Below are 20,666 nucleotides of genomic sequence, written 5' to 3' on the forward strand. Positions count from 1 at the left end.
CACCAGTGCCTCGATCGATTAGTAAATACCCACGGGCTCATGCCTGTACCCCGCGCACCAAATCAACCTGAGCAAGGTCAAAACGCCCCAGCACTTTTACCTTGGAGCTGCTTCCCAGCTCCGCGAACGACAGCACCGGCACGTAGTTGAATTCTTCGAGCAGCAATGTCCGCAGCGGGCTGCGCAAGTCCTGGGCGACCAGCATCACACTCTTGAATTTGGGCCGAACGGTAAAAGCCTGGTTGAGCAGGTTGATCATGGCTGCGCTGTGCTCATCGTCGAGCGCAAAGAAGACACCGGTCTGGGTCTGGCGCAGCGCGTCCCGCAACGTGCTTTCGGTTTGAGGCGAGAGCAACCAGGCATGCAGGCCATCAGCTTCACTGTACTGATGCATGATCTGCGCTTTGAGGGCGATACGAGCATAATCAGCCAGTGCCTCAGGTTCGCGCTCATGCTGGCCGTACTCGATCAGCGATTCGACAATCAGCCGTACCGCGCGCAAGGGCACGCCTTCACTGGCCAAGCGCTGCAACACCGCCGAAAAACGTGACAGTGGCATGATCCGCTGTAGCTCCTGCACCAACTCCGGCTGGTTGTGCTCCAGCCAACTGAGGATCGCTTTGCTCTCCTGGATGCCCAGGAAATGTGGCCCACTGAGCATCATCGCCTGCTTCATGCGTTCAATGATCAGGCTCGCCGCGCTGAAGCGCTCCACTTGCGGGTCTTCGAGCAGCGGGTCATCAGGCGCCAGCCAGATCCAGTCCTGTTCGTCACGCTCAGCCAACCCCGGTATGCCGTGGGCGGGCTCATCCTTCAGTGCCTTGCGCTCAACAGCCAGATAGTTGACCACCGAGGCCTTGACCATCGGGACTTCATGCACACAAAAACGCATTTCATCGGTGGCCAGCGAGTCATCGAGTTCCACCTCGAATGGCGGCAGTGTCAGGCCGATATTGGCCACCAGCGCATTTCGGGCCTGGCGAATCCCGTGGATAAGGTCCGTCACTTCAGGCGTGCCACGCAGGGCCGGGGAGAACTGCAACAGGTAAGGCCGCGACGGGTCGAACCCGCGTAGATCCTCGCTGCCATTCTGCTCAGGACGCACCGCTTCGCCCGCTTCAGCGGCAGGCTGGGCTTCCCGTTGACGCTGGCGCACCAGGTAATAACCGAGGCTACCGGTGATCGCCGAGATGAACATGAAGACCCCCGTTGGCATGCCGGGCACTGCAGCGAAGACGAGCATTCCCACAGAAGCGATCACCCAACTCTTGGGTTCGCTGGTCATTTGCCGAGCAATTTCAGCGCCCATGTTACTGACGCCCTTACGCCCATCCGGCGCCACACGGGTGATGATCATGCCGGCAGTCAAGGAGATCAGCAGCGCCGGAATCTGCGCGATCAAACCGTCACCGATGGTCAGTACCGAATACAGCGCCATCGAGTCTGCAGCGCTCAAGCCGTGCTGGAACATGCCCGTAGAAAAACCGCCCAACAGGTTGACTACGACAATGATCAAACCAGCAATAGCGTCACCCTTGACGAACTTCATGGCGCCGTCCATGGCGCCGAACAACTGGCTCTCGCGGGACAGCTGCTCGCGCTTGTCTCGTGCTTGGGCGCCGTCGATCAGGCCTGCGCGCAAGTCACTGTCGATGGACATCTGCTTGCCAGGCATCGCGTCCAGGCTGAAACGCGCCGCCACTTCAGCGACCCGCTCCGAGCCTTTGGTGATCACCAGAAAGTTGACCAGCGTCAGGATCAGGAAGATCACCATCCCTACCGCCAGGTTGCCCCCCACCACAAAATTGCCAAAGGCTTCAACGATATCGCCGGCGTCCTGTTCCAGCAGGATAAGGCGCGTGGTCGCGATCGACAGCGCCAGTCGAAACATCGTGGTCAGCAACAGGATCGAGGGGAACGACGAGAACGCCAGGGGGCCGGGCAAGTAAAGCGCCAATACAATCAACAGGCATGAAATGCAGATATTGAGGGCGATCAGAATATCCACCAGCCATGTGGGCAGCGGCACAATAAAGATAAAAACGATGGCCAAGACCACCACCGCGCCCAACACTTCGGCGCGCTGCGCCACTTTGAGCAACAGGGTGTTAATGACCGATAACACGGTCACGCCAGTGGCCTCGGCTCACCGGCAAAGCGCGTGGGGCCACGGTGGATGCGATCCAGCTCATCCATCACCACCAGAAAGCCCTGCAGGGTCTCTTGACGGGTTCGGCTGTCGGTCCACAAGGCCAAGGGCAGTTGCTGGAACAACGGATAAAGAGCATTGAGGGACACCAGTTGCCGGTCCAACGGCCCACCCCCCAACTCATCCCCCAACCGCAGGACTTCACCCGCCTCAATGCCGCTACCGGCATAACCCAGCAGGCCTTGCAGCAGGGCTACCGCGTCATGCTCGATGCAAAGTCGCTGAGTCAACGCCTGGCAACCCGCCAGCACCCCGCTCAGTTGCCCGCAGCTTTGTAGCCCCTGCAGCAACGTACGCAACATAGGCGTTGGCATGGACGAAACCATGGCCGCGATATCGTCCGCCAGGGCTTTGCGCATCAACTTGAGCCCAACGCCGAAACGCGCCCCCCCATACATGCCCAACAGTGCCTGCATCATCGTGGCCAACGATTGACGCGTAACGACACTCGCGTAATAGAGCGTACGAAGTGCCTGGCGCTCCTTTGGGTCGACGCCGACAGCCTGCAAGGCCGCCGCAATATTCAAGCCGGCCTGGATCTCGCCCTTGAAGCGGACCTCCAGCTTGGTAATGGCGGCACGCGCCAAGGCGGCTTCAGACTTACGTACCTCAGCGTCCGCCCGGGCTGCCACGTGCTTGAGTACAACGAATGCCCGTGCCGGATCGCCCCCCGTCATTTCGAGCAACCTGTCGACACCGGGTTGCTGCAGCAATTGCAGCCTGATTCGCCGTGAAGTGGCCGCCAGGGTCGCCTGGGCTGGGTGCCCCAATTGTTCGTACAACTGCGCAAGCTTCTCGGCAGGGGGCACACGCACGCCCAACGCGCGCTGGTTCAGCGTTCGGCTATGGGCTTCCACTTCCGGATTGAATAGTTGGGTCGTCTCGTCAACCCCCTTCACAGGCGTACGCGCCGTGGCAGGAGGGCTGACAACAGGTAGATCCAAATGCTGGATCGTTCGGACGTCGTTGCTGGATTCGACTTTCATGGACAGGCCAGTACTGAAAGAGTGTCCCCCTTCGTGGCAGCCACCCCCCAAACGGTTCCATCGTCATTCACCATCACGCCCCGGTTGAAAAAACCTGCACGAGCCTCGATCGCTTCGTGCAAGCCGTTGCGCAAAACCATCTAAATTCAAGATATTTACATATAAAAATCAAGTAGTTAGTGATTTCTTCCGCTTGGCACAGGCGATGCAAAAGGGGTTCGGTCGACATCCTTTCGACTGTGTCTACCCTGAGGAAAAAATCATGAATATTCCGATTGAAGCTTTAGCGCACCTCGTCGGTAGCTCGCCTCAATTCATGCTTCAACTGACAGACGACCAGCAAAAAAAGCTTCGGCGCTTCATCCAGAAACGCGTGCTCAATCCTGAGGATGCAGACGACCTTCTGCAGCTGACTTACCTGGAAGCCTGGCGTAACCGCGAGCGTTTCAGCGGTAACGCCACCCTCAGCACCTGGATGTGCGGAATTGCGCAAAATTTGATCCGCAACCACTTCCGGCGCCTGTATGCCAAACCCGTGCATTGTGAGTTCGACGAAGCGCTTTGGCATGGGCAGGAGGAAAATAGAAACCTGGACTGGGAGTTTGAAATCAATCGTCGACTGGAGAAAACCCTGATTGCGATTGATCACCTGCCCCTGGAGATGCGCAAAACGCTGTATGCCTCGCTGGAAACCGACGGCAGCTACCAGGACACCGCTGATGTGTTGGACATTCCTATTGGTACCGTTCGCTCACGTCTGTCACGAGCGCGTGAACAGCTCAAGCGCGTCACCCACAACCCGCTGTCTCCGTAAACCTGGCTGATCAGCCACTATTGGGCGGCAAGGATGCCCGCTCAATGGAAGCCCTCCCCCTCGATCGCTCCCACATCACCTGGCGTCCAGGCACGCACGAACATCTCGACGGTTGAGACCGTCAGCCCCCGCCGCTCGTCGCTTCAAATGATGATTTCGGTTAAACAGTTGAAAGCGTAGATAAAAATTCAAAATAAACGCTTGACGCATTGTCGTTCTACGCGAATAATGCGCGCCACTTGGCTACATAGCTCAGTTGGTTAGAGCATAGCATTCATAATGCTGGGGTCCGGGGTTCAAGTCCCTGTGTAGCCACCAAGTACTAAAAACGGCTTACCGAAAGGTAGGCCGTTTTTTTATGCCTCGAGAAAAGTACTGGGGCATACTCGCAGCGGTCCATCCCCACGCTGCTGGCTTGAGCCCGACAGGAAACCCGATTCATGAGCCTTGATGTGTTCGCCGTCATCATGCTGGGCGCTGTGCTGCATGCCACCTGGAATGCCGTGGTCAAGGGTGGCGGGGACAAGCTGCTGACCACTTGCATGATCACGTCCGTCGCGTCGCTGATGGCCTTGGCGGTGATTCCCTTTCTCCCCTTGCCGGCGCGAGAAAGTTGGCCGTTCATTGGGGCGTCGGTGATCTTGCAGGTGCTCTACTTCGTCCTGGTCGCATCGACCTATCGCATTGCCGACATGAGCCAGACCTACCCGATCATGCGGGGCACCGCGCCGTTGCTGGTGGCCGCGGTGAGTGTATTGCTGCTGGCGGAGCCCTTGTCGGTGGCGGCATGGGCTGGCATTGCCATCATCTCCAGCGGCATCTTGAGCATGGCCGTCGCGCCCTCGGGCGGCCAGCGCAAAGGGCTGGTGTTAGCGCTGGTCAACGCCGGCGTGATCGCTGGCTACACCCTTGTCGACGGCCTGGGCGTACGCAAGTCGGGGGCGCCTGCGGCGTACACGCTGTGGATTTTCCTGCTCACCGGCATCCCCCTCGCGGCCTGGGCACTGGCTGCAAAGCGCACGGTGTTCGGCCAATACTGTGTGCGCTACTGGCGCCAGGGCGTGATCGGTGGCCTGGGCACCGTGGCGTCCTACGGTCTGGCACTCTGGGCGATGACGGCCGCCCCCATCGCCACCGTTTCGGCCTTGCGGGAAACGTCGATTCTGTTCGGCGTGGTGATCTCGGCCCTGGTGCTCAAGGAGCACCTGACCCGGGTGCGCGTGATTGCAGCCTGCATCATCGCCGCCGGGGCGATGGTATTGCGGCTGGGCTGAGCCCACGCTGGGCGCGCCTCGACAAGCGGCCCTGAAGCAACCTCATGCGCACAAAAAAACACGCCATCTGTACGGCGACGCTCCAGGCCACCGCTGTTAGTGTCCCACCTCCCCCACACGGAGTGCCCCCGATGCAACTGGACATCTACCAAGTCGATGCCTTCAGCCGCCACGCCTTTGGTGGCAACCCGGCAGCCGTCTGCCCGCTCACCGAGTGGCTGCCTAGCGAACAGCTGCAGAACATCGCCGCCGAAAACAATCTTTCGGAAACCGCCTTCTTTGTGCCCCGTGGCGAGGTCTACGAATTGCGCTGGTTCACCCCCGAAGTCGAAGTGGACCTGTGCGGCCACGCCACGCTTGCCGCCGCCTGGGTACTGATCCACAAACTGGCGGATGCACCCGAGGTGTTGCGCTTTGCCACCCGCAGCGGCGAGCTTCGGGTCACGCGCAATGGCGACGAACTGGCAATGGATTTCCCGGCCAAGCAGCCCCAACCGTGTGAACCACCGACCGGCTTGTTGAGCGCACTGGGGATTGAGAACGCCGACGTCTTCGCCACCGATGACTACATCGTGCTGCTTGACGATGAAGCGCAGGTCGCCGCGTTGACGCCGGATTTTGCCCGCCTCAAGGGTTTGCCCAAACGCGGGGTCGCCGTGACCGCCAAAAGCGCGCGGTTCGATTTCATTTCCCGCTGGTTCGGTCCGAACGTAGGCGTCAACGAAGACCCGGTGACGGGCTCCGCCCACACCTCCCTCGCCCCTTTCTGGGCCGAACGCCTGGGCAAGCAGCAACTCACGGCAGAACAAGGTGGACTGCGCCGTGGTCAACTGCGTTGCGCGCTCCAGGGTGACCGAGTGATCATCTCGGGCCATGCCGTGCTCTACCTGCAAGGCACGATTTACCTGTAAAAGGCAGTACCCCAAGGACAACAGATCATTCTCAAAATGAACGGAGTTCAGCGCGTGTTATCGATTTCCCGCCGGCAGTTGTCGGTCATTGCAGCAGCCCTCACCCTGGTGGCCTGCCATACCCCAGTCAACGAACAGCCACCGGCACCGGAACTGGGTTCGGGCTATCGCACCGACCTCACCCCCCGCCATGCCGAGCGCTACATGGCCGCCGCCGCCAACCCGCTGGCGGCTGAAGCCGGGCGCGAGATGTTGCGCCAGGGCGGCTCGGCGATTGACGCCGCCATCGCGATGCAGGCGGTGTTGACCCTGGTGGAACCGCAGTCGTCCGGTATCGGCGGTGGCGCGTTCATCATGCTGTGGGACGGGAAAAACGTGCACGCCTACGACGGTCGCGAAACCGCGCCAGCCGGTGCGACAGAGCGCTTGTTCCTGAAGGCCGACGGCACGCCCATGGCGTTCCCCGAGGCACAGATCGGCGGGCGCTCGGTGGGCACTCCTGGCGTACTGCGCGCGCTGGAAATGGCGCACAGGAAAACCGGGCACCTGCAATGGTCCAAACTGTTTGAGCCGGCGATTCGCTTGTCGGAACAGGGCTTTGCGATTTCCCCGCGCCTGCACGCGCTGATCGCCGCTGACCGCTACATTCCCCAGTCGCCCGACATGGCGGCGTATTTCCTGAACGCCGATGGCACCCCCAAGGCCACCGGTACGCTGCTGAAAAACCCGGCGCTGGCCGCCGTGTTCAAGCGCATTGCCAAAGAGGGGCCGGACGCGCTGTACCACGGGCCGATTGCCGATGAGATCGCGCGCAAGGTCCAGGGCCATCGCAACGCGGGCAGCCTGTCACAGGCGGACCTCAAGGGCTACACCGCCAAGGAACGCGCACCACTATGTACGGACTACAAACAGTGGAAGGTGTGCGGCATGCCGCCGCCGTCCTCCGGCGGGATCGCAGTCGCGCAAATCCTGGGCACCTTGCAGGCACTGGAAGCCCGCGACCCGCGCTTGGCCATCGCGCCGATGACGCCAGTCAAGAGCCCATCAGCTGCCGGCCTTGAACCGACGCCTGAGGCTGTTCATCTGCTGGCAGAGGCCGGTCGACTGGCGTTCGCCGACCGTGGTTTGTACGTGGCCGATGCTGACTTCGTGCCCGTACCGGTCGCCGGTCTCGTCGCACCGGGCTACCTGGCCCAGCGCGCCAGCCTGATCGGCGAACGCAGCATGGGCATCGCCAAGCCGGGCACACCTGCTGGCGTCCAGGTGGCCTATGCACCGGACCGCTCGCCGCTGCGCATCTCCACCTCGCAAGTGGTGGCCGTGGATGACCAGGGCGGCGCCGTGTCGATGACCACCACGGTGGAAGCGGCGTTCGGCGCCCATGTGATGGTCCAGGGCTTTTTGCTCAACAACCAGATGACCGACTTTTCCTTCATCCCGCAAGAAAACGGGCAACCGGTGGCCAACCGTGTCGAACCCGGCAAGCGCCCGCGTTCGGCCATGGCGCCGACGCTGGTGTTCGACCGCAAGAGTGGCGAGTTGCTGGCCACGGTAGGTTCGCCCGGTGGTTCGCAGATCATCGAGTACGTCAGCAAATCATTGGTGGCAATGCTGGACTGGAAGCTCGACCCGCAAGCCGCCATCAGCCTGCCCAATTTCGGCAGCCGCAATGGGGCGACCGAGCTGGAACAAGGCCTGTTCAGCCCAGCGTTGAAACAAGCGCTCAAGGACAAGGGACACGCGTTGAGCGAAATCGACATGACCAGTGGCATACAGGCCATCGTTCGCACCCGCGATACCCAGGGCAAGGCAATGCTGAGCGGCGGAGCCGACCCTCGGCGCGAAGGCGAAGCGGTCGGCGACTGACGGGTTAATCAACAGGGAACCGTCGATCAAACCGTGTAGCGATGAAGGCGGCCTGGGTTTTACCTGCGCAGATTGTTTTTTATCAGGTCAGCGGCTGATCTTCAGGCCCTTGCGCCCCGCATGTCGCTCCAGCGCCAGCTCGATCAACCGGCTGACCAGTTCGCTGTAGCTCATCCCCGCTGCCTGCCACAGCTTGGGGTACATGCTGATGCGGGTGAAGCCGGGCAGCGAGTTGATTTCGTTGATCAGCACTTCACCGTCTTCGGTGAGGAACACGTCGACCCGCGCCAGGCCGGAGCAACCCAGCACTTCAAAGGCCTCGATGGCCAGGCGGCGGATTCGCTCGCTGGCTTCCTGGCTGATGTCCGCCGGCACCACCACCTGGGCGGCCTGGGCGTCGATGTATTTACTGTCGTAGGAATAGAAACCACTGTTCACCACAATCTCGCCGCAGCCACTGGCGATGGGGTTGTCGTTGCCCAGCACGGCGCATTCGATTTCACGGCCCTGCACGGCCGACTCCACCAGCACTTTTTCATCAAAGCCCAACGCCAGTTCAACGGCAACCAGGTATTCGGTTTCGTTGCCGACTTTGCTCACGCCTACCGATGAACCCTGGTTGGCGGGTTTGACGAACATTGGCAAACCGAGCTTATCCACCGCCCTGTCAAAGGACGTGCGCGCCGCGTTGCCACGGGTCAGGGTGATGAACGGCGTGACGGCAATGCCCGCATCACGCAGCAGGCGCTTGCTGATGTCCTTGTCCATGCACACCGCCGAGCCCAGCACATCAGAGCCGACAAAAGGCAGGTCGGCCATGCGCAGCAGGCCTTGCAGGCAACCGTCTTCGCCCAGGGTGCCGTGGACGATCGGGAAGATCACGTCGATATGTTCGAGCAAGCCGTTACCGGTGGTTTCCACCACCTGCTGGCTGGCCTTGCCGGGCACCACCGCCAATTCACGGTTGGACTGGTTGAGGGCGATCAAGGCCGGGTTTTCCTGATTGATCAGGAAGTTCGAGGTGTCGTTGAGGTGCCAGTGGCCGGCCTTGTCGATACCGATCAGCACCGGCTCGAAACGTGTGCGGTCGAGGGCGTCGACAATGTTGCGCGCCGACTGCAGCGAGACTTCGTGCTCAGCCGAACGGCCACCAAAAATAATACCTACCCGCACCTTGCTCATGACCCAGCCTCACTGTTGAAAGTAAGGCTTCTTACCATGGCAGGTCAGCGGCTCGCTACCAGGTGTGCGCCGAACAACACGTAGCAGCCACCGGCAAAGCGGTCGAGCCACTTGCGCGAACGGCTGTAGAGGTTGGCCATGCGCTCGCTGGAAAACACCAACGCCACGGCGCAGTACCAACTGAACGACAAGGTGGCCATGACGGTCACCGCCAGGGTCAACAACATCGGCGACGGTGAGGGCGGCATGGTCGACGCAAAGATCGTCGCGACAAACAACGCCGACTTGGGGTTGGAGACGTTGCCAAGCAGCCCCAGGCGCCAGGCTGAAAACATCGAGCGCCGAGGCTCATTCGGCAACAGGTCCGAGCCGGCGGCCGGCGCCGAACGCTTGAACAGCTTGAGCCCCAAGTAGATCAGGTAGCAGCCGCCGACAATCTTGAAGGCCAGGTACAGCATGGGCGCGGCGGTGAACAGCGACTTGATCCCCAAGCCCCCTGCCAGCCCCCACAAGATCGTTCCAGAAGCCACACCTGCCGAAGCCGCCACACCATGGCGACGCGAACCGTTGGCGGCCAGTTGGGCAATATTGAAGAAGTTCGGCCCTGGGGTGACGACGGCAACGATCCAGAGCAAGCCCAATGAAACCAGTGGGGCCAGGTAAGCAAGCTTGAAAAAATCCATGGGGCAGCTCCATCAACGCAACACATGTGCCGCGATCATAGGCCCCGCCCCACCCCTGCACAATCGTACAAGACCCCGGCAGACAAGGAATGCAGACTGGGTTAACGTGTTTCCACCTCTTTTTTGTGACAAGCCACCATGGGCCACTCCACACGCTCCCTCGACTGGCTGCACCGCGCGCCACACGCCAGTGGCCTGGACCGCATCGAGGCATACTTTGCCGGCTTCGCCTTCGACCCGCACCGCCACGACACCTACGCCATCGGGCGGACCTTGTCCGGCGTGCAGAGCTTTCACTATCGCGGGGACATGGTCCACAGCGTGCCCGGCACGACCATGGTGCTCCACCCGGATGAAACCCACGACGGTCACGCCGGCAGCGAGGAAGGCTTCAAGTACCGGATGATTTACGTCGAGCCGTCGCTGATCCAGCAGATTCTCGGCGGCAAGCCGTTGCCGTTCATCCCCAATGGCCTGTCCACCGACCCCAGGCTGTTTCGCGCCAGCGAAGTGCTGCTGCAGAACCTGGACAACCCCATCGACCCGCTGCAGGAACAGGACGCCCTGTTCGACCTGGCTCACGCACTGAGCAATGTCTCGGGGGGGATCGTCAGTCGCAAGAGCTTCGATTACGTGGCCGCCGAACGCGCCCGGGAATTTATCCACAGCGCCCTGGGCCGCAGCATCACCCTGGAAGAAATGGCCGACCACGCCGGCCGCGACCGCTGGGCGTTGTCGCGGGATTTCCGCCTGCTGTTCGGCACCAGTCCCTACCGCTACCTGACCATGCGCCGCCTGGACCTGGTGCGCAGCCTGCTGGCCCAAGGCCAATCGTTGGTGGATGCGGCGATGACGGCCGGCTTTACCGACCAGAGCCACATGACCCGGCAATTTCGCAGCACCTACGGCATGCCGCCGTCGCGCTGGGTAAAAATGCTCGGACGCTGAGGACCGCTGTTGAAAACGCGGTCAAAACATGTGGGGCTTGCTGTGGCGAGGGAGCTTGATCCCGCTCGACAGCGCAGCTGGAGCCGGCTTTTTGGGGGCGCTTCGCACCCCAGCGCAAGCAAGCTTGCTCGCCACAGCAAGCCCGCTCCCACATTTGGTTTGGGCCCGGCTTTACACCGAGGGGTAAGGCCTACAACTGGCGGCCGGTAATCGGCTCACCGATGCTCAGGAAATTTCCGCCCGCAATGTGGTGCAAGGTACGCAACGGGTCCTGCCCTTCGAAATGCCAATGCCCTTCGCTGAACACGCGCTCGTCGGCATACGCCGCGACCACTTCGCCCAGAAACAGGTCATAGGTCTGCTGGATGTGGGGCTCGGGCAGCAGGCGGCACTCCAGCCAGGCCACGCAGCCTTCCAACAACGGGGCTTCGGTGTGTTCACCCTGGAAGGTCTGCAGGCCGTAGGCGGTGAACTTATCGATATCAGCCCCGCTGGTGTTGCCGACCGTCTGCACCAGGTCGGCCTGGGCCACGCACGGGACTTGCAGCACAAAGGTGCCGGCGCCTTCGAGCAATTGGCGGGTCCAGGTGGACTTATCCAGCACCACCGCGACTTTGGGCGGCTCGAAATCCAGCGGCATGGCCCAGGCAGCGGCCATGATATTGCGCCGGCCCTCGTGCGCAGCGCTCACCAGCACGGTCGGCCCGTGGTTGAGCAAGCGGTAGGCCTTGGACAGCGGAACGGGGCGACGGTGGGTAGGGCTCATGGACGGTCGGCTCATCAAGCAGGAAAGAAGCCTACGATACCTGAGCCCTACGTTCAGCTCGACAGCTGATTGGCGAATTGCCCCACGGCGCTGACCACCTTCTGCGCACCGTCCTGAATCTCCACGATCACGGTGCCCGCCTCGGCCGCCAGGGCCAGGCCTTGCTCGGCCTGCAGGCGGCCGTCGGTCATCAGGGCCACGGCATCGCGGGCCATGTCCTGGTTCTGGCGCACCACGCCGACAATCTCCTCGGTGGCCTTGCTGGTACGCGAGGCCAACTGGCGAACCTCATCGGCCACCACCGCAAAACCGCGCCCCTGCTCGCCGGCGCGGGCCGCTTCGATGGCCGCGTTGAGCGCCAGCAGGTTGGTTTGTTCGGCAATGCCGCTGATGGTCTTGACGATGGTGCCGATCACCTGGGATTGGTCGTTGAGCGCCTCGATCCCTTCGCCCGCCTGTTGCATGTGCTTGGCCAGGTCACGCATCACATCCACCGCCTGGGTCACCACGGTGGTGCCGCGCTGGGCGCTGTTGTCGGTTTGCAGCGACGTGCTGTAGGCGATATTGGCGGCCTCGGCAACCGCTTGTTCCCGGTTGACCTGGTCGGTGATCACGGTGGCGAACTTGACCACTTTGTACAACCGGTCGGTGGCATCCATGACCGGGTTGTAGGTGGCTTCCAACCACACGGTGTTGCCACGGCTGTCCACACGCTTGAAGCGCGCCGCCACGAACTCTCCGGCATTCAGGCGCTTCCAGAAGTGCTGGTACTCGGCGCTGTTGTACTCCTCCGGTTCGCAGAACATGCGGTGATGTTTGCCCTGGATCTGCGCCAGGCTGTAACCCATGCCGCCCAGGAAACGGTCGTTGGCGGTGAGCACGTGGCCGCCGAGGTCGAACTCGATGACAGCGGTGGAGCGCACCAGCGCAGTGATCAGGTTTTCATGCTCGCGCGATGCCTCGATGGTGCGGGTGAGGTCGCTGGAGTAGATCGAGAAATGCTTGATGCGCCCATCCGAGCTGCGCACCGGCTGCACGATCGAACGCAGCCAGGCTTCCTGGCCATTGCCACGCATCAGGCGCACGGTGCCGGCGAAGTGTTCACCGCGCACCAGGGCATTCTTGAAGCGCTTTTGAAATTCGTCCTGACGCACATGCGCCGGCACGAGGTCTTCGATGGGGCGCCCCACGATGCTGCCGGATTGGTAAGCCAGTTCCTGCAGGAAATTGGCATTGGCCCACTCAACACGGCCGTCAGCATCCAGCGTCAGGCACAGCATTTCGCTTTCCAGGCTCTCCTTGACCTGTTGCAAGCTGGACAATTCTTCGCGAAGAGCCGACAGCTCCTGCTTCAAACGGGTGTTGAACATGGGGCACCGATGGGTCAAATAGGGAGAAGGATCTGACCTGCATCGGCGCTGCCGGCGTTTTCTGAAGCGCTTTTTTTGCAGTACCCCACTGATTTTTTGGATCCATTAACCACCGTTATTTCGGCATACGCCCATCACCTGATATTCAAGGGTATTGAGCTTGCCGCTGGAGTCTTCATAGGTCATGCGCGACGGCACCGGATTGCACGAACGGATCGGCGGCGTGACGTTGACCACCTTGGCAATGTCCAGCTTCATGCCGTAGCGGTACGCCTGCACTTCGGGCACCGGCTTGCCGACCCGGTTGGCATAGTCGGCCATCGCTTTTTCATTGCGCTCCATCATCAAGGCAAAGGTGCGATCACCACCGCCCTCGGCTTCTGCACCGAATGACAACACCACAGCCAGTACACCCAGGCCAAGTTTATAAAAGTTCATCACGTGTTCCTCGACTTAAAGTTCAGCGCCGAGAATAAACAGCGAACCCTGACGACATGTTCACCAGAACATTACTTATTTGTTAGATGGAAGTTAGTTTCCAGAATTGTAATGTTCGTGCCACTTCGCCGTTATCTGCGGTTTGCAACTATCAGCCCGGGCCAGATCAATAAGAACGCCCACCTCCATAAGAAGCTGAACACTGCCACTACCGAGGAGCGCAACATGAGCACTGTGTATTACACCCTTCCCTTTTCATTGATTGCCGCATTGCCCCTGGCCGCCGTGGCTGTGGAAGACAAGCCCGAAGGCTTTATCGAAGGCAGCAGCCTGAATGTGCTGGCGCGCAATTTTTACTTCAACCGCGATGACCGCAAGGGCCAGTCCAGCCCTACCGGCAATGGCTATTCCGAAGCCTGGGCACAGGGGTTGATCGGCAAGTTCGAATCGGGCTTTACCCAAGGCACGGTGGGGTTTGGCCTGGACGCATTTGCCCTGTACGGCCTCAAGCTCGATTCGGGCACCGGTCGCAGCGGCGGCAAGGGTTCGTTCGGCGTGCTGCCGGTGGACAGCGAAGACCATCCGGAAACCGGCTACAGCAAAGTCGGCGGCGCCGCAAAACTGCGTGTACTCGACACCGTGATCAAGGCCGGCGACGTGTTCCCAGTCACGCCGGTGGTGGCCTACGGCGACTCGCGCCTATTGCCCGAAAGCTTTCGTGGCGTGACCGCGCAAAACACCAGCGTCGAAGGCCTGAGCCTGCAAGGTGGCCGTTTGAGCGGCATGAGCCAGCCCAATGAAAGTGGCATGAACAACGGCTTTGCAACGTTCTATGCAGGCAAGGTCGACTCGCCCTGGATCGGCTATTTCGGCGGCGATTACACGGTGAACAAGCACCTCAGCCTGAGCCTGTACAGCAGCCGCCTCAAGGACGCCTGGGATCAGTATTACCTGGGGAGCGCCGCCAGCTACCCGCTGAACGAAGACGTCTCGCTGTTCGGCGACGTCAACTATTACAAGGCCGTGGATGAGGGCAAGAAGCGGCTGGGTGAATTCGACAACAGCATCTGGAGTGCCAGGGTCGGGGTGAAGGTCGGCGCCCACAGCGTGGCCGTGTCGCACCAGCGCAACAACGGTGACGACGACTTTGATTACCTGCGCCAGTCAGACTCGATCTTCCTCAACAACTCGATCCAGTACAGCGACTTCAACTCACCCAAGGAGCGTTCGTGGATGGTGCGCTACGACCTGGACATGCAGGCGTTCGGCATTCCCGGCCTGTCGTTCATGACCCGTTACGGCAAGGGCACCGGCGCCGACTACAGCAACGCCAACGCGGTGTACATGCGCCGCGACGGGGCGGGCAACCCGCTGACCGATCAACGTCGTTGGGAACGTGATATCGAAGCCAAGTACGTGGTGCAAAGTGGCAACTTGAAAGACTTGTCACTGCGTTTGCGCCAGGCCACGGTGCGTTCCAGTGCATTCGAGTCAGACTTGGAAGAATTCCGCGTGATTGCCGAATACCCCATGACCCTTCTCTGATTCATTACATTCGTTCGCGCTTGACTAACATCTGTTCACAAATTGCCAGTTATCAAAACTGTAATATTGGCCTCACCTTCTTGTTAAGTTGAACTTCGTAGACTGGCCTCAACTGGCAACACCGAGCACATTCATCTCTGAAGCTTTTGTGTAGCTCCTTTGGAAAGAGATGGATTTTTAACGCCCCACTGGGGCGTTTTTTTTGGCTGTTCACTTTAGTTGCGACCGATGGTCGCAGTTGACCCTGAAGTTACTTCACGGTTCAGAGTCTGCGACTCCCCGGCAACACCCTCCATAAGGAAATGGATCCCCCTTCTCATTGCGAAAAAGGTCAATCCCCATGCGTATCCTTGTGGTTGAGGACGAGCAAAAAACCGCCGCTTACCTGCAACAAGGCCTCAGCGAAAGCGGCTATGTGGTCGACTGCGCCACCAATGGCATCGACGGCCTGCACCTGGCCGGGCAGCACGCTTACGAACTGGTGATCCTAGACGTCAACCTGCCCGGCAAGGATGGCTGGCAAGTGCTGGAACAATTGCGCCGCAACGGCACCCAGCGCGTGATGATGCTCACCGCCCGTGGCCGCCTGGACGACAAGATCAAAGGCCTGGACATGGGCGCCGACGACTACCTGGTCAAGCCCTTCGAATTTCCCGAATTGCTCGCGCGGGTGCGCACCCTGCTGCGGCGCAGCGAACACATCCCGCAGCCCGAAGTGTTCTGCGTGTCGGACCTGGAACTGGACCCGCGCCGCCACCGCGCCTATCGCGGCACACGGCGCATCGACCTGACCACCAAGGAATTCGCCCTGCTCCAGGTGTTGATGCGCCAGGCCGGTGAAGTGCTGACCCGCACACAGATCATCTCGCTGGTGTGGGACATGAATTTCGACTGCGACACCAACGTGGTGGAGGTCTCCATCAGCCGCCTGCGGGCCAAGGTGGACGACCAGAGCGAGGTCAAGCTGATCCACACCATCCGTGGCGTGGGCTACGTGTTGGAGGCGCGCCCATGAGGACCGGCAGCCTGTCGATGCGCCTGGGGCTGACCGTGAGCCTGATGGGCGCAGGCCTGGTGTTGCTGTTGGCGACCCTGGCCTACGTGGCGCTCAGCCACGAGCTGGAAAAACTCGCGCGCAAAGGCCTGGAGAGCAAGATGGAGCAGATTCAGCACAGCCTCGCCCAAGGCCTGGACACCGACGCCATTCGCGGCCGCCCGCACTCGCTGATGGACCTGGTAATCGGTCATGACAATTTCTACCTGACCATCGTCGCTACCGCGCCGGATGACCGCGTGTTGCTGAGTGTCGGAGCCAAGCCTCAGCAGCCGTTGCTGACTGACTATGCCCATCGCGACACCCTCGGTTATCTCAATTGGGAAGACAGCTACGGCAACCAAGTCCTGAGTGCCTCAAGCCTGATGCGCCTGGCCAGTGGCGAACGGGTGCGCGTGGTGCTGTCCCTGGACCGCATGGACGACCAGGCCTTGCTCAGTGCCTACCTGCGCGCCACGGTGATCGCCTTGCCGATGCTGCTGATCCTGATCGGCATGGGCGCCTGGTGGTTGGTACAACGTGGGTTGGCGCCGTTGAAGCAATTCAGCCAGGTCGCGGCCAAGGTCACCACCCAGGACCTGACCCATCGCCTGTCCGTCGACAACTTGCCGCAGGAGCTGGGTGAGCTGGCGCAGGGTTTCAACGTGATGCTCAAGCGCCTGGACGCCGGGGTGCAGCAGCTCTCGCAATTCTCCGATGACCTCGCCCACGAACTGCGTGCGCCCCTGACCAACCTGATGGGCAAGGCCCAGGTGACGCTGTCGCGCCAGCGACCGCCTGAGGAATACAAGGCGGTGCTTGAATCCAACACCGAAGAGCTGGAGCGCCTGGCGCGCATCGTCTCCGACATGCTGTTCCTGGCCCAGGTCAGCCACCCCGCCGCACGGGCTTCGTTCACCGCCGTGTCACTGGCCGACGAAGCCCACCGGGTGATGGCATTGTTCGCCCTGAGCGCCGAGGACAAGCAGTTGACCCTGACCTTGAGCGGCGATGCCCAGGTGCAGGGCGACCGCCTGATGATCCAGCGCGCGCTTTCCAACTTGCTGTCCAATGCCATTCGCCACACGCCGCAAGGCTCAAACATTTCGCTGTTGGTGGAGGCCTATGGCAACCACGCTTCAGTGTCAGTGAGCAACCCGGGCCCGGGGATTGAAGCGCAACATTTGCCTCACCTGTTCGAGCGCTTCTACCGTGTCGACAGCAGCCGTGCACGCACCGAAGGCGGCACCGGTCTGGGACTGGCCATCGTGCGTTCGATCATGAGCCTGCATCAGGGCCAGGCTGATGTGCGCAGCCTGCCTGGAGGCTTCACGTTGTTCCGGCTGATCTTCCCCCTATAAATCAGCATCTTCTGTTGTGCTTCGGGTGGGAGCTGGCTTGCCTGCGATAGCATCACCGCACTGCAACGGAGACACCGAGGTGCCTGCATCGCAGGCAAGCCAGCTCCCTCATTTTGTCCACAGTGTTTTCATGACTCCTCTTTGCGATGGGCCCATTGGTAGAGGGCCGGCAGCACCAGCAAGGTCAGCAAGGTGGAAGAGATGATGCCGCCGATCACCACCGTCGCCAGCGGGCGCTGCACTTCGGCGCCGGTGCCAGTGGCCAGCGCCATGGGGATGAACCCGAGGGACGCCACCAGTGCCGTCATCAGCACCGGGCGCAAGCGTGTCAACGCCCCTTCATGGATCGCCGCCGACAATGAACGCCCTTCCTCGCGCAGGTTGCGGATAAACGCAATCATCACCAGCCCGTTGAGCACCGCCACGCCGGACAACGCGATAAACCCCACCCCCGCCGAGATCGACAGCGGAATGTCCCGCAGCCACAGCGCCATGACACCACCGGTTAACGCGAACGGAATGCCGGTGAACACCAGCAACCCATCCTTGAGGTTGTTGAACATCATGAACAGCAACCCGAACACCAGCAGCAAGGCCACCGGCACCACAATGCGCAAACGCTCGGACGCTTCTTTCAACTGTTCGAACTGGCCGCCCCAGGTGGTCCAGTAACCGGCCGGCACGTTAACTTGCGCGGTAATGGCCGCCTCGGCCTCCTCGACAAACGAGCCGATGTCACGCCCACGCACGTTGGCGCTGACGATCACCAGGCGCTTGCCGTTCTCGCGGCTGATCTGGTTGGGGCCAAGCACCAGGTCCAGGCTGGCCACCTGGGACAACGCAATAAACCCCAATTGCCCCGAGGCATTGCCGGCCAACGCCGGTACCGGGATCAACAACCGCGACAAACCATCGATGTCGGTGCGCAACGCGTCGGACAAACGCACGACCATGTCGAATCGGCGGTCGCCTTCGTACAGCGTGCCGGCCTGGCGCCCACCGACGGCGACGGCAATGGTGTCCTGCACATCGCCCACATTCAGGCCAAAACGCGCGGCCTTGTCGCGGTCGATATTGATGGTCAGCACCGGCAAGCCGGACGTCTGCTCCACCTTCACTTCCGAGGCGCCATTGAGGGTTTGCAAGGTCTCGGCGATCTCGGCAGCCGTCTTGTTCAGCACCGCCATGTCATCACCAAATACCTTCACCGCCACATCGCTGCGCACCCCGGAAATCAGCTCGTTGAAGCGCAACTGGATCGGCTGCGACAGTTCATACGCACTGCCTGGCACAATCGCACTGGCCCGTTGGATATCGGCGATCAGGGCTTCGCGGGACTTTTTCGGGTCCGGCCATTGGTCCTTCGGCTTGAGCATCACGTAGCTGTCGGAAATGTTCGGCGGCATGGGGTCCGAGGCGATTTCCGCCGTGCCGGTGCGCGCAAACACCCGCTCGATTTCCGGCACCTGGGCCATCAAGGTTTTTTCCAGTTGCTGCTGCATCTGCACCGATTGCGTGAGGCTGGTGCCGGGTACGCGCAGGGCTTGCTGGGCGAAGTCGCCTTCGCTGAGGCTGGGGATAAACTCGCTGCCCATGCGACTGGCGACCCAGCCCGAACCCACGATGGTCAACACCGCCAACCCGAACACCAGCGGACGGCGCGCCATCACCCAGTCGAGCACCGGCGCATAGGTGCGACGTGCGGTGCGCATCACCCCGTTGTCTTCTTCCTTGACCTTGCCGGTGACGAACAGCGCAATGGCCGCCGGCACGAAGGTCACCGACAAGATCATCGCGCCGAACAAGGCGATCACCACGGTGAACGCCATCGGGTGAAACATCTTCCCGGCCACGCCGGTGAGGGCGAAGATCGGCAGGTACACCACCATGATGATCAGTTGCCCGAAGATCAGCGCACGCCGCGCTTCCTTGGCGGCCGCGAACACTTCGTGCAGGCGTTCGCTGCGCGTCAGCAAGCGCCCGTGACGTTCTTGCGCATGGGCCAGGCGGCGAATGGCGTTTTCGACAATCACCACCGCGCCGTCGACGATGATGCCGAAGTCCAGCGCGCCCAGGCTCATCAAGTTGGCGCTGACTTTGTTGGTGAACATCCCGGTAAAGGTGAACAGCATCGCCAGCGGAATCACCATCGCGGTGATCAGTGCCGCACGAATGTTGCCCAGGAACAGGAACAGCACAGCCACCACCAGCAGCGCGCCTTCGAAGAGGTTTTTCTTCACGGTGGCGATGGCTTTCTCCACCAGGTGGGTGCGGTCGTACACGGTGACCGCCACCACGCCTTCAGGCAGCGAACGGTTGACCTCCTCAAGTTTTTTCGCCACCGCCTGGGACACCGTGCGGCTGTTTTCGCCGATCAGCATGAACACCGTGCCCAGCACCACTTCCCGGCCGTTTTCGGTGGCCGCCCCTGTGCGCAACTCACGGCCGATGTCGACCTGTGCCACATTACGCACACGAATCGGCGTGCCGTCCGAGGTGGTGATCACGATATTGGCAATGTCGTCGACGGACGCCACCTGGCCCGGTGCCCGAATCAACAACTGCTCGCCGCTGCGCTCGATATACCCGGCGCCGACGTTGGCGTTGTTACGCTCCAGCGCCGTGACCAGATCGCCCAAGGTCAGGTTGTAGGCCGCCAGGCGCTTGGGGTCGGGGGCGATCTGATACTCCTTGGCGAAACCGCCGATGGTATTGATCTCGGCCACGCCCGGCACGTTGCGCAGTTGCGGCTTGATGATCCAGTCCTGGATCACCCGCAGGTCAGTCGGGGTGTAGGGCGTGCCGTCGTCCTTGAGCGCGCCCTCCTTGGCCTCCACCGTCCACAGGAAAATTTCACCGAGGCCTGTAGAAACCGGCCCCATGGCGGTTTCGATACCGTTGGGCAACTGCTCGCGGGCCACTTGCAGGCGCTCGTTGACCAACTGGCGGGCGAAGAACAGGTCGGTGCCGTCTTTGAAAATCACCGTAACCTGGGACAGCCCGGAGCGCGACAGCGAACGGGTCTGCTGCAAGCCCGGCAGCCCGGCCATGGCGGTTTCGATGGGAAAGGTGATGCGCTGTTCGGTTTCCAGCGGCGAGTAACCGGCCGCTGCGGAGTTGATCTGCACCTGCACGTTGGTGATGTCGGGCACCGCGTCGATAGGCAACTTCTGATAGCTGGCGATGCCGACACCGGCCATCAATAGCACCGCCAGCAGCACGATGATGCGCTGCTCGATGGCAAATTGGATAAGGCGTTCAAACATGGGGAATCACTCGC

General features: G+C 61.3%; 16 protein-coding genes, 1 tRNA gene and 1 pseudogene. 9 read left to right on the forward strand and 9 right to left on the reverse strand.

The genetic code is table 11. The annotated features are described in order from the left end of the window. Positions 1–37 precede the first annotated feature (37 nt). Together sctV and sctW are read right to left on the reverse strand one after the other, a co-directional pair. Positions 38–2,131, reverse strand: a complete 2,094-nt coding sequence (gene sctV / locus HX803_RS04435) for a type III secretion system export apparatus subunit SctV (protein ID WP_178919250.1) — start codon at positions 2,129–2,131, stop codon at positions 38–40. Beyond that, positions 2,128–3,195, reverse strand: coding sequence for a type III secretion system gatekeeper subunit SctW (sctW, locus tag HX803_RS04440; RefSeq protein ID WP_178919251.1), 1,068 nt, complete (start codon positions 3,193–3,195; stop codon positions 2,128–2,130). Before sctW ends, sctV begins: the two co-directional genes overlap by 4 nt. Positions 3,196–3,457: 262 nt before the next feature. On the opposite strand from sctW, the gene HX803_RS04445 reads away from it, so the two are divergent. From HX803_RS04445 to ggt, 5 genes are all read left to right on the forward strand, one after another. Continuing rightward, positions 3,458–4,009, forward strand: coding sequence for an RNA polymerase sigma factor (locus HX803_RS04445; protein ID WP_178919303.1), 552 nt, complete (start codon positions 3,458–3,460; stop codon positions 4,007–4,009). A 241-nt stretch (positions 4,010–4,250) separates the two neighbouring features. After that, positions 4,251–4,327 (forward strand) — tRNA-Met (locus HX803_RS04450). Positions 4,328–4,449: 122 nt separating this feature from the next. Further along, positions 4,450–5,283: an EamA family transporter gene (locus HX803_RS04455; protein WP_178919252.1), complete on the forward strand. Its 834-nt coding sequence runs from the start codon at positions 4,450–4,452 to the stop codon at positions 5,281–5,283. Between the two features lie 131 nt (positions 5,284–5,414). Further along, complete coding sequence (locus HX803_RS04460; RefSeq protein WP_178919253.1) at positions 5,415–6,194, forward strand: PhzF family phenazine biosynthesis protein; 780 nt, start codon at positions 5,415–5,417, stop codon at positions 6,192–6,194. A 36-nt stretch (positions 6,195–6,230) separates the two neighbouring features. Further along, the gene (ggt, locus tag HX803_RS04465) at positions 6,231–8,060 is read left to right on the forward strand and encodes a gamma-glutamyltransferase (RefSeq protein ID WP_178919254.1); all 1,830 of its coding nucleotides are present in this window, start codon (positions 6,231–6,233) and stop codon (positions 8,058–8,060) included. A gap of 87 nt (positions 8,061–8,147) precedes the next feature. On the opposite strand, the gene ddlA is transcribed toward ggt, so the two are convergent. Continuing rightward, positions 8,148–9,242, reverse strand: coding sequence for a D-alanine--D-alanine ligase (gene ddlA / locus HX803_RS04470; RefSeq protein ID WP_178919255.1), 1,095 nt, complete (start codon positions 9,240–9,242; stop codon positions 8,148–8,150). Positions 9,243–9,286: 44 nt separating this feature from the next. After that, positions 9,287–9,925 (reverse strand): LysE family translocator, encoded by a 639-nt coding sequence (locus HX803_RS04475; RefSeq protein ID WP_178919257.1) that lies wholly within the window; start codon positions 9,923–9,925, stop codon positions 9,287–9,289. Positions 9,926–10,063: 138 nt separating this feature from the next. On the opposite strand from HX803_RS04475, the gene HX803_RS04480 reads away from it, so the two are divergent. After that, entirely contained in the window at positions 10,064–10,873 is an 810-nt protein-coding gene (locus tag HX803_RS04480; protein WP_178919258.1) for an AraC family transcriptional regulator, read from the forward strand. 190 nt (positions 10,874–11,063) lie between these two features. Here HX803_RS04480 and HX803_RS04485 read toward each other — a convergent pair whose 3' ends face one another. The 4 genes and pseudogenes from HX803_RS04485 to HX803_RS04495 form a co-directional block, all read right to left on the reverse strand. After that, positions 11,064–11,639 (reverse strand): flavin reductase family protein, encoded by a 576-nt coding sequence (locus HX803_RS04485; RefSeq protein ID WP_178919259.1) that lies wholly within the window; start codon positions 11,637–11,639, stop codon positions 11,064–11,066. Between the two features lie 53 nt (positions 11,640–11,692). Then, the gene (locus tag HX803_RS33070) at positions 11,693–12,124 is read right to left on the reverse strand and encodes a methyl-accepting chemotaxis protein (RefSeq protein ID WP_371319329.1); all 432 of its coding nucleotides are present in this window, start codon (positions 12,122–12,124) and stop codon (positions 11,693–11,695) included. Positions 12,125–12,232: 108 nt separating this feature from the next. Continuing rightward, positions 12,233–13,009: pseudogene (locus HX803_RS33075) on the reverse strand (PAS domain-containing protein); the annotation flags it as partial. A 105-nt stretch (positions 13,010–13,114) separates the two neighbouring features. Further along, positions 13,115–13,447: a DUF2790 domain-containing protein gene (locus HX803_RS04495; protein ID WP_178919261.1), complete on the reverse strand. Its 333-nt coding sequence runs from the start codon at positions 13,445–13,447 to the stop codon at positions 13,115–13,117. A 225-nt stretch (positions 13,448–13,672) separates the two neighbouring features. Here HX803_RS04495 and HX803_RS04500 point away from each other — a divergent pair, with 225 nt between their 5' ends. From HX803_RS04500 to HX803_RS04510, 3 genes are all read left to right on the forward strand, one after another. After that, complete coding sequence (locus HX803_RS04500; RefSeq protein WP_178919262.1) at positions 13,673–14,992, forward strand: OprD family porin; 1,320 nt, start codon at positions 13,673–13,675, stop codon at positions 14,990–14,992. Positions 14,993–15,332: 340 nt separating this feature from the next. Continuing rightward, positions 15,333–16,007 carry a heavy metal response regulator transcription factor gene (locus tag HX803_RS04505; protein ID WP_178919263.1) on the forward strand — a complete coding sequence of 225 codons (675 nt, stop codon included), beginning with the start codon at positions 15,333–15,335 and terminating at the stop codon, positions 16,005–16,007. Then, positions 16,004–17,386, forward strand: coding sequence for a heavy metal sensor histidine kinase (locus HX803_RS04510; protein WP_178919264.1), 1,383 nt, complete (start codon positions 16,004–16,006; stop codon positions 17,384–17,386). Before HX803_RS04505 ends, HX803_RS04510 begins: the two co-directional genes overlap by 4 nt. Positions 17,387–17,514: 128 nt before the next feature. Here HX803_RS04510 and HX803_RS04515 read toward each other — a convergent pair whose 3' ends face one another. After that, positions 17,515–20,652: a CusA/CzcA family heavy metal efflux RND transporter gene (locus HX803_RS04515; protein WP_178919265.1), complete on the reverse strand. Its 3,138-nt coding sequence runs from the start codon at positions 20,650–20,652 to the stop codon at positions 17,515–17,517. Between the last annotated feature and the right edge of the window lie 14 nt (positions 20,653–20,666).

This window comes from Pseudomonas sp. P7548 (genome assembly GCF_013386585.1).
GTDB lineage: Bacteria > Pseudomonadota > Gammaproteobacteria > Pseudomonadales > Pseudomonadaceae > Aquipseudomonas.